12 protein-coding genes are annotated in these 14,226 nt (G+C 66.6%); 5 read left to right on the top strand and 7 right to left on the bottom strand.

Annotated features, from left to right (window positions below; genetic code table 11):
• Positions 1-54: 54 nt before the first annotated feature.
• Positions 55-1,371, bottom strand: a complete 1,317-nt coding sequence (locus tag JWN03_RS18730; protein WP_297616312.1) for a class I SAM-dependent methyltransferase — start codon at positions 1,369-1,371, stop codon at positions 55-57.
• Positions 1,368-2,822 (bottom strand): FAD-binding oxidoreductase, encoded by a 1,455-nt coding sequence (locus tag JWN03_RS18725; protein ID WP_297616335.1) that lies wholly within the window; start codon positions 2,820-2,822, stop codon positions 1,368-1,370. Before JWN03_RS18725 ends, JWN03_RS18730 begins: the two co-directional genes overlap by 4 nt.
• A 394-nt stretch (positions 2,823-3,216) precedes the next feature.
• On the opposite strand from JWN03_RS18725, the gene JWN03_RS18720 reads away from it, so the two are divergent.
• Entirely contained in the window at positions 3,217-3,651 is a 435-nt protein-coding gene (locus JWN03_RS18720; RefSeq protein ID WP_297616309.1) for an SRPBCC family protein, read from the top strand.
• Positions 3,652-3,690: 39 nt separating this feature from the next.
• Here JWN03_RS18720 and JWN03_RS18715 read toward each other — a convergent pair whose 3' ends face one another.
• Positions 3,691-4,053, bottom strand: coding sequence for a VOC family protein (locus tag JWN03_RS18715; RefSeq protein WP_297616307.1), 363 nt, complete (start codon positions 4,051-4,053; stop codon positions 3,691-3,693).
• Positions 4,054-4,068: 15 nt separating this feature from the next.
• Complete coding sequence (locus JWN03_RS18710) at positions 4,069-4,908, bottom strand: MerR family transcriptional regulator (protein WP_297616305.1); 840 nt, start codon at positions 4,906-4,908, stop codon at positions 4,069-4,071.
• Between the two features lie 117 nt (positions 4,909-5,025).
• Here JWN03_RS18710 and JWN03_RS18705 point away from each other — a divergent pair, with 117 nt between their 5' ends.
• Together JWN03_RS18705 and recR are read left to right on the top strand one after the other, a co-directional pair.
• A complete protein-coding gene (locus JWN03_RS18705) occupies positions 5,026-5,358 on the top strand; it encodes a YbaB/EbfC family nucleoid-associated protein (RefSeq protein WP_297616303.1) in 333 nt (110 codons plus the stop codon).
• 57 nt (positions 5,359-5,415) lie between these two features.
• Complete coding sequence (gene recR, locus JWN03_RS18700; protein ID WP_297616301.1) at positions 5,416-6,024, top strand: recombination mediator RecR; 609 nt, start codon at positions 5,416-5,418, stop codon at positions 6,022-6,024.
• Here recR and JWN03_RS18695 read toward each other — a convergent pair whose 3' ends face one another.
• From JWN03_RS18695 to JWN03_RS18685, 3 genes are all read right to left on the bottom strand, one after another.
• Positions 6,025-6,213: a hypothetical protein gene (locus JWN03_RS18695; protein ID WP_297616300.1), complete on the bottom strand. Its 189-nt coding sequence runs from the start codon at positions 6,211-6,213 to the stop codon at positions 6,025-6,027.
• Between the two features lie 197 nt (positions 6,214-6,410).
• On the bottom strand, positions 6,411-7,052 hold the full coding sequence (locus JWN03_RS18690) for a hypothetical protein (protein ID WP_297616298.1): 642 nt from the start codon (positions 7,050-7,052) through the stop codon (positions 6,411-6,413).
• Between the two features lie 76 nt (positions 7,053-7,128).
• Positions 7,129-7,365, bottom strand: coding sequence for a hypothetical protein (locus JWN03_RS18685; RefSeq protein ID WP_297616296.1), 237 nt, complete (start codon positions 7,363-7,365; stop codon positions 7,129-7,131).
• Between the two features lie 128 nt (positions 7,366-7,493).
• Between JWN03_RS18685 and JWN03_RS18680 the strand changes: the two genes are divergently transcribed.
• Positions 7,494-11,114 carry a transglutaminase family protein gene (locus tag JWN03_RS18680; protein WP_297616332.1) on the top strand — a complete coding sequence of 1,207 codons (3,621 nt, stop codon included), beginning with the start codon at positions 7,494-7,496 and terminating at the stop codon, positions 11,112-11,114.
• A 23-nt stretch (positions 11,115-11,137) separates the two neighbouring features.
• Positions 11,138-14,221 carry a circularly permuted type 2 ATP-grasp protein gene (locus tag JWN03_RS18675; RefSeq protein WP_297616294.1) on the top strand — a complete coding sequence of 1,028 codons (3,084 nt, stop codon included), beginning with the start codon at positions 11,138-11,140 and terminating at the stop codon, positions 14,219-14,221.
• The last annotated feature ends 5 nt before the right edge of the window (positions 14,222-14,226 follow it).

Below are 14,226 nucleotides of genomic sequence, written 5' to 3'. Positions count from 1 at the left end.
GCCCCGGGCGGATACCCGGGGCGTTTCGATTCAGCTGAACTCAGCCGACACCGCTCAGGGCTTCCACCAGGGCCGCAGCGGCACCGTCCAGGCCTGATCGTCACCGAGCTTGACGCCCAGCACCTGGTGCAGCTGCACCACATTCTTTTCGAAGCCGAGCTGACAGCCGGCCATGTACAGGCCCCACACCTTGGCGGTGCCCTCGCCGACCTCGTCGACGCAGGCTTCCCAGTTCTTCACCAGGTTGTCGCACCATTCGGCGAGGGTGAGCGCGTAGTGCTGGCGCAGGTTCTCCTCGTGCAGCACCTCGAGTCCGACGTTCTGGATCTCGGAGATGATGCGCCCGGAGCCGGCGAGCTCACCGTCCGGGAACACATAGCGGTCGATGAAATCGCCCGCCCGGGTGGTGTGCTTATTGTCCGGCCGGGTGATGGTGTGGTTGAGGAAGGTGCCGCCGACCCGGAGCTTGGACTGCATGTACTCGAAGTAGGCCGGGTAGTTCTGCACCCCGATGTGCTCGGTGAGGCCGATGGAGGAGACGGCGTCGAATTCGTCCTCGGCCACATCGCGGTAGTCGGAGTGCCGGACTTCGGCGAGTTCGGCGAGGCCCTCCTCGGCGATCTTCTGCTGCGCCCATTCGGCCTGTTCGGCCGAGAGCGTGGCGCCGATGACCTTGACCCCGCGCTTGGCCGCGTACCGCACCATGCCGCCCCAGCCGCAGCCGATATCGAGCAGCCGGTCGCCGGGCTTCAGGTTCAGCTTGTCGAAGACCAGCCGGTACTTGTTCTCCTGCGCCTGCTCGAGGGTCCAGGACTCGTCCTCGTACACCGCGCAGGTGTAGGTCATGGAGGAGCCGAGTACGTACTCGTAGAAGGTATTCGAGACGTCGTAGTGGTGATGGATCGCCTCGGCGTCACGAGTCTTGCTGTGCCGCAGGCCTTCCAGTGCGATGCGGCGCCAGCGCGGCAGTGTCTCCTGCGGCGGCGGGGCCACAGGCTTGAGCAACTCCCAGCCGAGCGAGCGTGCGATGGCGACCAGCTGCATGGCGGTCGGCCGGCGGAACTTCAAGCCCGCCATGGCCTTCAGCAGTTCGTACGGGTCGCCCGCGTGCACTCCGTGCGCGATCATGTCGCCGGAGATGTAGGCGCGGGCCATGCCCAGATCACCTGGTGCGTTGGCTACGTAGTTCACGCCGCGGGGGTGGATGATCTCCAGGCCGAATTCCGAGTCCTCGGGACCGGTGCTGCTGCCGTCGTACGCGGTGAAGCGAATCGGCACCGGGCCGTCGATGAGGGTCTCGAAGATCTCGGCAATGGTGAGCTTCGTTCCGAGCTCGGCGAATACGTCGGAACGATCCTTGAACGTGGTCACTTGCGTTGCACCGCCTTCGAATACAGATCCAGTAAACGAGAATCCGGGTCGTAGGTTCGTTTGAGATTCCGGTACGTGTCGCCGCCGTAGTAGAGGTCGGCGAACTCGTCCAGTTCGTAGTAGGAGTCCGAATACAGCGACTTGTGGCCGTCGAGGGCGGACACCTCGTGTTCGATGGCGCGATTGGCCGCGCCCTCCGGCTGCCCCGCGGTGGTCGGCACGGCAGACCAGAAGCCGATGTTCACATAGGTGCGGTCGGGTTCGAGCGGGTAGAGCGGCCACGGCCGTTCGGCACCGCCGCCCGCGGTCGGGTTGTCGGCGGAGCCGCGCAATCGCAACGGGCACAACCAGATCGGCTCGATGGGGATCTCGCGCAGGAACCAGTGCAGGAATTCCGCGGTGCGCTCGATGGGCACCTCGATGTCCTGCACGACCCGTTCGCGCGGCAGATTGCCCTGGCGGGCCTCGAGGCGGTCGCCGATGCCGTACTTCTGGTCGAGGGCGATGAGCTTCCAGTAGAAGCTGCTGCGCCGGTACTGCTTCGGCCAGATCTTGCGGATCTTCGGGTTCTGGGCGCCGAAGGCCCGCGAGCACCAGAACCAGTCGGTGTCCCAGCGCCACAGGTAATCCGCGATGGTAAGCCGGTCGCGTTTGGGCTCTGGCGAATCGTGCTGGATAGACCGGTAGAAGATGTCCTGATCGGTGTAATCGCTGACCGGGCCGGTTTCGGCGGTCTGCCGTCCGAGCACCAGGTAACTCTCGTCGGCGGTGAATACCGCGCCGTCGAGATAGTCGACCTGCTCACCGGCATACGAGCGGTCCGCGATGATCTGCGCCATGGTTGTTTCCAGCTCCTGCAGATCATGAAACCGTATGTGCCGCAATGCCACATACGGTTCGACCGCTTCCAGCTGGATTTTCAGGCGGGTGGAGTAGCCCAGCGTCCCGTAGGAGTTCGGGAATCCCCGGAACAGATCGGCGTACTCGCCGTCCGGGGTGGCGGTGATGATCTCGCCCGCCCCGGTGAGCACGTCGATCTCCAGCACCGACTCGTGCGGCAGGCCGTTGCGGAACGAGGTCGACTCGATTCCCAGCCCGGTCACCGCCCCGCCGAGGGTGATGGTCTTGAGCTGCGGCACCACCAGCGGGGCCAGGCCGTACTGCAGGGTGACCGCGACCAGATCCTCGTAGGTGGTCATGCCTGCCACATCCGCGGTCCGCGCCTGCGGATCCACCGCGATGACCTGCGTCAGCCCGGAAACGTCCAGTCCGGGCGCGGTGCTCTTCGCACGCGCCCGGAACAGGTTCGAGGTCTTTTTGGCCAGGCGGACGTTCGCATCGGGTGGAATGGCGCGATACGACGCGAGCAGTCGATCGACTCCAACCCGATGCGCTGCGAACCCTGATTCCTGCGCGGCCGGTGCGCGGCCGGCCTTCCCCAACAGACTCACTGCCACCCCCGGAACGCTAGCCTGCACCGACGGCTCAGGCCAGCAGGAGCACACCGGCGGGCCGGTTTTTCACGCACAGTTTTCCTATGCCACGGCTGTTGCTACCAGCCGCACTCCGAGTCTATTCCCACCTACCCCGTGATTATTATTACTTCAGCTAACAATCTAAACTGCCTGCGCAGGCGAACCTTTCGGCGCGTGTGTGAACGCCGCGCCAGGGTCTGGGTACTAATTCGTTGCCCAAGGTGACAGCTGATCTAGTTCCGATCGGGGTAACTCCTGGGGTACCCCCCAAAATAGGTGTCCCACCTCACCGCTCCTACGCGTCTAGAATTCTCCACGGCTCCCGGCCGGGCGCTAAAGTCCCGGAGGGTCGGAACATAAGGAGCACATGGTGGGACAGGTCAGCGCCTCCAGTTCGATCGTCGTGACGGCAGATCCGAAGCGCACTCTCGATGCGATCGCGGATTACGAGTCGGTGCGGCCGCGCATCCTCTCCTCGCACTACCGGGACTACAAGGTGGTCGAGGGCGGTAAGGGCGCGGGCACCGTGGTGGATTGGACGCTGGACGCCACCGAGAAGCGGTCCCGCAACGTACACGCAACCATCTCGGTGTCGGATTCCATGGTGACGGAACGGGATTCGAATTCCTCCATGGTCACCACCTGGACGGTCACTCCGCAGGGCGAGGGCTCGCTGGTCACCACGCGCACCAGCTGGAAGGGCGCCGGCGGTATCGGCGGCATCTTCGAGGGCATCTTCGCGCCGCTCGGCCTGAAGAAGATCCAGGCCGAGGTGCTCGAGAACCTCAAGGAAGTACTGGCCTGAGCCCGTGGCCAAAACGGCCGGCGGACGAGCCGGCATCGCTTAGTCGGCCGCTTTTTCCACTGCTACATCGAACAGGTTGCCCTCGGGGTCGGCGAAGGTCGACCAGCGCACGCCGTACTCGTCGAAATCGGCGATGTGCTTGGCGCCGAGGGCAACCGCGCGTTCGTGCTGTGTGGGCAGATCGTCGGCGGTCAGATCCATATGCACGACATTCTTGCCCGGCGTCTTGTCCGGAACCTGGACGAACATCAGCGTCGGAGTGAATCCGGTGCTCTCGCCGACGGTGGCGAAATGCTCGTTGCCGCCCGGATCGACGGTGCGCTCCAGCAGCTGCGCCCAGAATTCGGCCAGTTCCGCGGCGTTCGCGCTGTCGATGGTGATGTTGGCGATCTTCAATGCCATGACGATGTCTCCTGTTCAGAGCCGGCCGATGGGCCAGCAGATTTCGGTGAGGTAGTCGGCCGGTTCGGCATCGCCGGGTCCGACCAGGTAGAGCTCGCGAATGGGTTCCGCGAGCGCGGTATCGTGTTCGGCCACATGGGTTCCGAGTGCGCCGTAGGTGCGGTCGAAGTCGGTGAACGGGCCGTGATGGACGGCGACGGCGAAGCGGCGGGCGGGCATATCGACCACCGTGTTGATCGTTCCGGCACTGCTGCCGAGCGTCGCGAAGCGATCCCGGTCCGCGGGTGCGATCGGCACGAAGGCCACCACCTCGCCGAAGTCCTCCTCGAAGAACTCCAGCGCATAGGTGGCCCCGCCCGGACCGTCCGGCTGCACGCCCGCGATCTCCAGCGCCTGATACAGCGCGGGGAAGGCGGTCTCGCACCACTGGTCGATCGCGTCCCGGGTCACCTTCTCGGTGAGAGCGAGCGCGGGATAGCTTGGGATGGAACGATATTCGATCCGCAATCGGACTTCGCTCGGTGGCAGCAGCAGTGCCCGCAGCGAGGCCACCACATCGCGGGTGCGCAGCAGCTCCGCCTCCATGCGCGCCAGATGCGCCCGCAGTGCGGCATCGCGTGCCGCCCGATCCGGTGCGGCCAGTACCGCTTTGATCTCCGGTACCGGCATGTTCAATTCGCGCAGCCGCCGGATCAGGTGCGCCTGCTCCACCTGATCGGTGGAATAGAAGCGGTAGCCGGAGCTGATATCCACCTCGGTCGGCTCCAGGAGCTCGATCTCGTGGTAATACCGCAGCGCCTTCACGCTGAGATGGCTGAGCCGGGAGAACTCCCCGATCGGAACCGTCGCTGTCATGCCTTCAGCGAACACTCTCCCACCGGGGGAGAGTCAAGACTCGCCGCGAACGGCGACGACTAGGCTGGTGCCGATCGCTTACTTCGAGAAGCGCAGGCCCCGCAGAGAGGACACACCGTGCAACCCGGTGGAGAGTTCGATATCCAGCAGTTGATGGCCCAGGCCCAGCAGATGCAGCAGGCCGTGATGGCCGCACAGCAGGAGATCGCGGAGTCCGAGGTGGACGGCGAGGCGGGCGGTGGCCTGGTGCGCGCCAGGATTCGCGCCACCGGCGAGGTGCTGTCGCTGACCATCGACCCGAAGGTGGTCGATCCGGAGGATGTCGAGACGCTGCAGGACCTGGTCATCGGCGCGCTCAACGATGCCATGGACAATGCTCAGCAGCTGGCCGCCGATCGGCTGGGCCCGCTGGCCGGTGGTCTCGGCGGCGGCGCACTTCCCGGCTTCTGATTCAGCGAGCCGGGCTTCTGATCGACGTCGGGGCAAGCCACAGAGAGGTGTGAAGGCGTGTACGAGGGTCCGGTTCAGGATCTCATCGACGAGCTGGGCAAGCTGCCGGGCGTCGGTCCGAAGAGCGCACAGCGCATTGCTTTTCATTTCCTCTCGGTGGAGCCGCCCGAGATCGACCGCCTGCAGGCGGCGCTGCAGAAGGTGCGCGACGGCGTGCGGTTCTGCGCCGTCTGCGGCACGGTCTCCGATGGCGAGCTGTGCCGTATCTGCGCCGACCCGCGCCGCGACCGCACCATGATCTGTGTCGTCGAGGAGCCCAAGGACGTGCAGGCCATCGAGCGCACCCGCGAATTCCGCGGCCGCTATCACGTGCTCGGCGGCGCGCTCGATCCACTGTCGGGTGTGGGCCCGGATCAATTGCGCATCCGGGAACTGTTGACGCGCATCGGCAATCAGGACGACGGCGTCGATGTCAGTGAGGTCATTATCGCCACCGACCCGAATACCGAGGGCGAGGCGACAGCCACCTATCTCGTGCGCATGCTCCGGGATTTCGCCGGCCTCAGCGTGACTCGGCTCGCTTCGGGCCTGCCTATGGGCGGCGACCTCGAATTCGCCGACGAGCTCACTCTGGGCCGAGCGCTTTCCGGCCGCCGAGTGCTGTAACTACGTCCAAACGGGCGGGGCGAGCGCTGCCGGTTGCGGGCACGGCATGTGCTGGCTGTTGCGAGGAACGTCGGCGCCCGCGCCGGTGGCGTGCAATGCGACCACCGCGGCCAGGGCGGCGGCGATTCCGGCCAGTACGGCCAGGCTCTTGCGCAGCCCCGGGGTGGCGGCTTTTCGGCGTAGCTTCATACGTTCTCTCCTCGCTCCGGGTGAGTTACGAGAACAAGCAGCGTGCGATTCGTGCGGTGCCGATTCCGTGCAGCGGGGAATCAGCGTGTGGTGTGACACGAGTGAAAGGCTAGCGTTCCTACACCTGTGCAGACTGGACGGTACGGGTACAAGAATCCGAATCGAGATGCGGTTGTTACTGCATTGTTCGCGTCCGTTCAGAAGGTGAGGCGCTGCCAATCGAGGGCGCCGAAGTTCGAGCGATCATCGAGGGTCCAGGACCAGATCAGGTCGGCGACGGTGTGCGGGTCATCGATTCGCACGGCGAAATGCCGGTCCGGCGAACCGTCCCGATATTCGACGTCGTAGCGCCCGTTCTCGTGCCGGTAGATCTGGATATAGACCTGTTCGGCGCTCTCGACGATCAGGTACGGGCCGGGCGCGCTCAGCTCCGGCACCCACCGATGTGCGAGTGCGCTTGTGAGATACGGGAATTCGCCCGCACCACCGTGTGAGACCGTGACCGGCACCGAATCGGCCGGATCGATGATCCAGGCCAGCTGCGGATCGTAGACGGCGTACCCGCGGGGCGTCGCCAGCTCGAACAGCAGGGCGCGCACATGCCCGATGGCGTCATAGGGGCTGGACACGAACAGTGCGGCGCCGATGGCGCCGTCGACGGCGTCCGCACTCAGGAACCGATCCGCTTCGGGCAGGTCCGCATTGCGCTTGTCGAGCTCGGCGGCCATCTCGGCGACCGGGTGCGCGGCGGGTTTCCCGTCCTGCGCGGTCAGGTACGCATCGACGTCGGCGGGCGTCGCGGCTGCGCCGGAGGGCAGCAGAACGTAGTCGTAGCTCACCTGACCAGGCTAGTAGCCGACCCGGCAGGCGCCGAAATGAGCCCGGCGCAGGCCTCGAAACCCGGTGGCGCGCTGGCTAGCCCGCCAGGGGATGCAGTGCGATACGGGGGCTGACCATGGCTTCTGCACATTCGCAGCCGCCTGCCACATCGGAGCAGTCGGCGGAGAAGGGGTGGCGTAGCCGATCGGTATCGGCGCACGCCCAATCCGTGCACTCGGCGGAACCGTCGGCATGCGCGATCAGTGTCCCGTGACAGTGATCGAGGGCCGATGCGCAGAGCGAACAGGCCGCTTTGTTCATGAGGTGGCTCATGAAACCTCCTTCGATCGTCGCTGTAAATCCAAGCACTCGGGTGTGACAACTGTGGGAGGTCGCCGCGTGTCGTCCGATCTGTCGGGAATAAGCCCGCGTGTCAGGGCACTGGCGTGGTGAACTTGATTATGGGGATTCGGGTTTCCCTCGAACATCGCACGACGTACACCTTCGACCGGCCCGTGCAGATTCATCCGCACGTGGTCCGCTTGCGGCCTGCGCCGCATACGCGCACGGCCATCGAGGCGTACTCCATGCGGGTCGAGCCTGCCGATCACTGGGTCAACTGGCAGCAGGACGCCTTCGGGAATTTCCTTGCGCGCCTGGTCTTCCACGAACCCGCGACCGAGCTCTCGGTGGTGATCGGCCTGGTCGCCGATATGGACGCGATCAATCCGTTCGACTTCTTCATCGAGGAGTACGCCGAGCATTTCCCGTTCACCTACGCGCCGGAGCTGGCCGCCGACCTGGAGCCGTACCTGCGGCCGGTGGACGAGCACCAATCCGGTTCCGGGCCGGGCGAATCGGTGCGCGACTGGGTGCGCCGGAATACGCCGCGCGATCGGCCCCGCACCATCGAATTCCTGATCGCCCTGAATCTGGCGCTGCGCCAGGACGTCGACTACACCATCCGGCTGGAACCGGGCGTGCAGACGCCCGATCACACGTTGCGCGCCGCGCTCGGCTCGTGCCGGGATTCGGCGTGGCTGCTCGTCTCCATTCTGCGTGAATTCGGGCTGGCCGCGCGCTTCGTATCCGGTTATCTCATTCAACTGGCACAGGATGTTCCGTCCCTGGACGGGCCTTCGGGACCGCCCGCCGATTTCACCGATCTGCACGCCTGGACCGAGGTGTATCTGCCCGGCGCGGGCTGGATCGGATTGGATCCCACCTCCGGTCTCTTTGCGGGGGAAGGTCATATCCCGCTCGCCGCGACCCCGCATCCCGTTTCCTCCGCGCCGATCACCGGCACCACCGATCCGGTCGATGCCACGCTCGATTTCTCCAATACCGTGCGCCGGATCCACGAGGATCCGCGAGTTACGCTGCCTTACAGCGATACCCAGTGGAATCGCATCACCACCGCCGGTGCGGCAATCGATTCGCGCACCAGGGCGGCCGGGATCGGACTGACCATCGGTGGTGAACCCACCTTCGTCTCCATCGACGATCAGACCGGTCCGGAATGGACCATCGAGGCGGACGGACCGCACAAGCGGCAGCGGGCCGCCGATCTCGCACAGCGTCTGCGCCGCATCTACGCACCCCGTGGCCTCGTGCAGTATCGGCAGGGCAAGTGGTATCCGGGAGAACCCCTGCCGCGCTGGGAGATCGCCACGCTCTGGCGTGCCGACGGCGAGGCGCTGTGGCTGAACCCCGAACTCCTCGCCGATCCGTGGCTGCCGAGCGCCGGTTCGTCGAGTGCCCGCGCGCCCGGCCCGGTCGCTGACGAGCAGCGCACCCACGGTGCCGATGAACAGCGGAAGGACGTCGGCGACGAACAGCGCGGCGGCCGGCCCGCGGCCGGTGAGCGTCGCGAAAGCTCTTCGAGTGCAGCGCGTCCCACCGCCACCATGAGTCAGCAGCAGCGCGCGAGCGCGGCGGTCGGCGAGGACGCCGCGGTGTCCGGACTGCCGTGGCAGGCCGATGCGGCCGCGGCGCACACCCTGCTGGCCGAGGTGGCGGACGGGCTCGGGCTGCCGCACACGCAGATTCGCCCGGCCTACGAAGATCCACTACTGCGCATGGCGGCGAAAGCACGTGCGCCGGAGGGCGAGCCGGTCGAATCCGAGGAGGATCTCGCGCCGCAGCAGGATTCGGTGCAGGCGCGAAAGGAGTTGCTGGCCCGGCTGGATTCCGCTGTCACCGAACCTGTCGCCTATGTGCTGCCGCTCTACCGGCGTGCGGACGAATCCGGTTGGGCGAGTGCGGACTGGCGGCTGCGGCGTGGCCGAATCATGCTGACGGAGGGCGATTCTCCGGCCGGTCTGCGCCTGCCGCTGAACGCCGTCTCCTGGCATGAGCCGCCGATCCCGTTCGAGGTGGACCCGGTGGTGCCGCGTGCGCAGCCGATCGCCGCGTACGAGCCGGCCGCCATGATCGAACCCGCCGATCGCGTACCGATCACCGCGCTGGTCGTCGAGGTACGGGATGGTCGGCTCTGCGTATTCCTGCCGCCTGTCGAGGAATTGGAAGCCTTCTTCGATCTGGTGGCCCGGGTGGAGGCGGCAGTGGTCGCGGTGGGACAGCCGATCGTGCTGGAAGGCTATGCGCCGCCGGTCGATACCCGGCTGCACAGCCTGTCCATCACGCCGGATCCGGGTGTGATCGAGGTGAACATCCAGCCGACCGGCAGCTTCGCCGAGCAGTCACGGCTCCTCGAAACCCTTTATGATCAGGCGAGATTGGCCCGTCTCAGCACCGAGACCTTCGATATCGACGGCACTCACAGTGGCACCGGCGGCGGCAATCACATCACGCTGGGCGGTCGCACCCCGGCGCAGTCACCGCTACTTCGCCGCCCGGACCTGCTGGTCTCCATGCTCACCTACTGGCAGCGGCACCCGGCGCTGTCCTATCTGTTCTCCGGCCGCTTCATCGGTCCCACCTCGCAGGCTCCGCGGGCGGACGAATCGCGTCCGGACTCCCTGTACGACCTCGAAATAGCGTTCGCGGAGATCGCCCGGCTGGCGGGGCGCAATGCCTCGGACGGACCCGGTTCGACTACGCATGGTGCGGGACGCGGCTCGAGCGGCGGCACCGGTGAAAGTACCGCTGCCCCATGGATGGTGGATCGCGCACTGCGGCATCTGCTGACCGATCTCACCGGCAATACGCATCGCGCCGAATTCTGTATCGACAAGCTGTACAGCCCGGACTCCGCGCGCGGCCGGCTCGGGCTGGTGGAACTGCGCGGTTTCGAGATGCCGCCGCACTTCCGCATGGCCATGGTGCAGTCGCTGCTGGTACGGGCGCTGGTGCTGCGATTCTGGGAGCGGCCGTACACCGCGCCGCTGCTGCGGCACGGGTCGAATCTGCACGGGCGATATCTGCTGCCGCACTTCCTGATCGCCGATATGTCCGAGGTCGCGGCCGATCTGCGCGCACACGGTATCGATTTCGATATCAGCTGGCTGGAACCGTTCACGGAATTCCGTTTCCCGCGCATCGGCACGGTGGTACACGGTGGCATGGAGCTCGAATTGCGCGGCGCCATCGAACCGTGGAACACGCTGGGGGAGCAGACCACCCTCTCCGGCACCGCTCGCTATGTGGATTCTTCGGTGGAGCGTTTGCAGCTGCGGGTCGTCGGCGGCGACCGGGGCCGATACCTGATCACCTGCAATGGTTTTCCGGTGCCGCTGCTGGCCACCGACAAGGCGGATGTGCAGGTGGCGGGCGTGCGCTTCCGGGCGTGGCAGCCGCCGAACTCCCTGCATCCGTCGATCACGGTGGATGCGCCGCTGGTCTTCGATGTGATCGATCTGGAGGCGGGTGTGTCCCTGGGCGGTTGCACCTACTACGTGTCGCATCCCGGCGGCATGTTCTATCCGTCGCCGCCGGTGAATGCGGTGGTGGCGCAATCTCGGCGCAATCGTCGTTTCGAACCGAACGGTCACACTCCCGGGCCGGTCGATATTGCGGATCTGCGTGCCAAATCGGCCATACAGGCCACCGATGTCGGTGCGCCTGGGATCCTCGATCTACGCCGGGCGCGCACGGTGTGGGGCATGACCGGCGACCGGTAGGCACACCCTGGGAAGTGGTAGCGGTGACAGTGTTCGACACAACGCCACCCGATGACGCCACGACCGGCGGACCCCACGGCTGGGGCTCCCCGGCCGGCGCGGGAACGGCCGACGAGTACGCGAAATACCGTGCGGCAGCGGCTGATACCGGTGCTTTCGATGCCTGCGGGCTGCCCACCGACGGCTACTACGACGAACTCGTGAACGGTGGCGGGCGGCTGCGCCCCATCTGGTCCGAACTCTCCACCGACTTCCTGGAACAGGGCCGCGACGGGCTGCACGCACTGGATGCACGGGTGCGGCGGCTCATCGAGGACGACGGCATCACCTATACCGAGCTCGGCGCCACCGCGAACGAGCCCGCCTCGCCGCGCCTGTGGCGGCTCGACCCGATTCCGCTGCTGCTGTCCGCCGAGGACTGGGCCACGCTGGAGGCGGGCGTGGTGCAGCGCTCGCGACTGCTGGATGCGGTGCTGGCGGATGTGTACGGGCCGCGCCGCACGCTCACCGCGGGACTGCTCCCGCCGCAGGTGGTGTTCGGGTACACCGGGTATATGCGTGCCGCGCACGGGATTTCGCTGCCCGGACAGCATCAGCTGTTCCTGCACGCCTGCGATATCAGCCGCTGGAGCGACGGGCAGTTCCGGGTGCTGTCCGATTGGGCGCAGGCGCCGTCCGGTGCGGGCTATGCGATCGCGGATCGGCGCGTGGTGTCCTCGGCCATCCCGGAGGCCTTCGAACTGGCCAGCCCGCTGCCGATCACGCCGTTCGTGCGCGCCATGCGGCTCATGCTCGTGGAAGCCGCGCCGCACGCCGCCGACGAGGAACCCGTGGTGGTCGTGCTGAGCCCCGGGCCGCAGTCCGAAACCGCCTTCGATCAGGCATATCTCGCGTCGGTGCTGGGTTTCCCGCTGGTCGAGAACGCCGATCTGGTGGTGCGCGACGGCCATCTGTGGATGCGTTCGCTCGGCACGCTCAAACAGGTCGATGTGGTGCTGCGCCGGGTGGACGCCGAATTCTCCGATCCGCTGGATTTGCGCCCGGATTCGCGTCTCGGTGTGGTGGGTCTGGTCGAGGTGCTGCGCCGCGGCGCGGTCACGGTGGTGAATACGCTCGGCAGCGGACTGCTGGAGAGTCCCGCTCTCGCCGCGTTCCTGCCGCAACTTTCGCGTGCGCTGCTGGACGAGGAGCTGAAACTTCCCAGTGTCGAAACCTACTGGGGTGGAGATGATTGCGCGCGATCGCAGCTCATCGCCCAGCTGCCGCGCCTGATCCTGCGCTCCACCATCGACGGCACCACGGTGTTCGGCCACCTGCTCACGGCGGCGCAGCGCGCCGAGTGGGGAGCCCGCATAACCGTCGAAGGCTGGAAATGGGTGGGTCGCGAGCCCGCCCGGTTCTCGGTGGCCCCCGCCGTCACCGGTTCCGGCGATCTCGCCGCGGCTCCCGTCGCCGTCCGCCTCTTCTCCCTGGCCGGCCGCGTCGGATATCGCGTCATGGCAGGCGGACTCGGCCAATTGCATCAGCGCACCGGTCCCGACGGCATGATCGGCGAAGCCGCCGCCAAGGACATCTGGGTCCGTGCGCTCCCTGCCGAAGTCCCCGCCGTCGAGGTCGCCGAGGAGCGCGAACGCCGCGCCCCCGCCGCCCCGGCTCTGGATGTCATCAGCTCCCCCCGCGTCCTCAACGACCTCTTCTGGATGGGCCGCTACAGCGAACGCGCCGAGTCCACCGTCCGCCTGCTCGGCGCCACCCACGACCGCTACCAGGACTACCGCTACCGTCCCTGGATGGAAGGCGCCGAAGCCATGCCCATCCTGGTAGCCGCCCTGGGCCACATGACCGGCACCACCCCACCCCTCCCCAGAACCTCTGCCGCCCAACAGGAATCACTACCAGACAAACCGGAACCGATTGCGGAGCAAACAGCTTCGTCGCAACAGCAAAGCGCAACCGGGCACTCGCAAGGTGTGGGCGGGCAGTCACAGGGCTCGGGCGGGCAGTCGCAAGGTGTGGGCGGGCAGTCACAGGGCTCGGGTAGGCAGTCGCAAGGTGTGGGCGGGCAGTCGCAAGGCTCGGGCGGGCAGTCGCAAGGCGTGGGCGGGCAGTCACAGGGCTCGGGCGGGCAGTCGCAAGGTGTGGGCGGGCAGCAGCAAGGCGCTGGTGGGCAATCGCAAAGTGCGGGAAGACAGTCGCAAGGCGCGGGTGGGCAATCCCAGGGTGCCGGGGCATTGTCGGGTGGGCTGCAGCCGAGTCGGCGGGAGTACTCCGATCAGCCGACCGTGCCGATTGCGTTGCCCGGGGCTTCGCGGCGGGATCATGCGTATTTGGTGTCGCTGACGGTGGATCGGGAGTTGTCGGGGTCGCTGGCCTATGCGGTGGAGCGCTACGGGCAGGCGGCGCGGGCGGTGCGGGACCAGCTGTCGCCGGATACCTGGATGGTGCTGGGCTCGGTGGATCGGTCGCTGTCGGAATACCGCAGCGCGCGGGGGGATCGGGGTGCGGCGCTGTCGGCGGTGCATTCGCGGGCTTTGGCGGCGCTGCTGTCACTGTCGGGGATCGATGCGGAATCGACTGTGCGCGATTCCGGCTGGCACGTGATGGATATCGGGCGGCGGATCGAGCGGGGGCTCGCCCTGTCCTCGCTGCTGGCGGCGGCGCTCACCGATACCTATCCGGAGCCGGTCGGCCGGGTGGTGGTCGACGCGGTGCTGCAGGCGACGGTGTCGGCGGTGAGTTATCGCCGCCGCCACCGGGATTCGATGCGATTGTCGGCTGTTGCGGGGTTACTGCTGTTCGATTCGAGCAATCCACGCTCGCTGGCCTATCAGCTCGAGCGCCTCGAAGCCGATTTCCTGGCACTGCCCGCGGCCTCCGGATCCTCACGCCCGCAACGGCTGTTGACCGATGCTCAGCGCATGCTGCGCCGCGTCGACCCGGCCGATCTGGAGATCATCGACGCCACCGGCTGCTACGCCGAACTCGCCGAACTGCTCGACGGCGTCCACCTGCGACTGCGCAAGATCTCCGAATCCTTCGAGACCACAAGACTTTCGGTGCCACGTGAAACACAGCCGCTGTGGGGCACCACCCGGGTGGTGGGGTGAGGGTG

The sequence above is a fragment of the Nocardia sp. genome, assembly GCF_025465275.1.
Classification (GTDB): Bacteria; Actinomycetota; Actinomycetes; order Mycobacteriales; family Mycobacteriaceae; genus Nocardia.
The sequence above is the reverse complement of the archived record's forward strand: the minus strand, read 5'-3'. Positions and strand labels throughout refer to the sequence as shown.

Bases quoted from the DNA above. Each gene is read 5' to 3' on its own strand.
- JWN03_RS18685 (WP_297616296.1), bottom strand. From the start codon at position 7,365: ATGAGCCACCTCATGAACAAAGCGGCCTGTTCGCTCTGCGCATCGGCC.
- JWN03_RS18710 (WP_297616305.1), bottom strand. From the start codon at position 4,908: ATGACAGCGACGGTTCCGATCGGGGAGTTCTCCCGGCTCAGCCATCTC.
- JWN03_RS18695 (WP_297616300.1), bottom strand. From the start codon at position 6,213: ATGAAGCTACGCCGAAAAGCCGCCACCCCGGGGCTGCGCAAGAGCCTG.
- JWN03_RS18680 (WP_297616332.1), top strand. From the start codon at position 7,494: ATGGGGATTCGGGTTTCCCTCGAACATCGCACGACGTACACCTTCGAC.
- JWN03_RS18715 (WP_297616307.1), bottom strand. From the start codon at position 4,053: ATGGCATTGAAGATCGCCAACATCACCATCGACAGCGCGAACGCCGCG.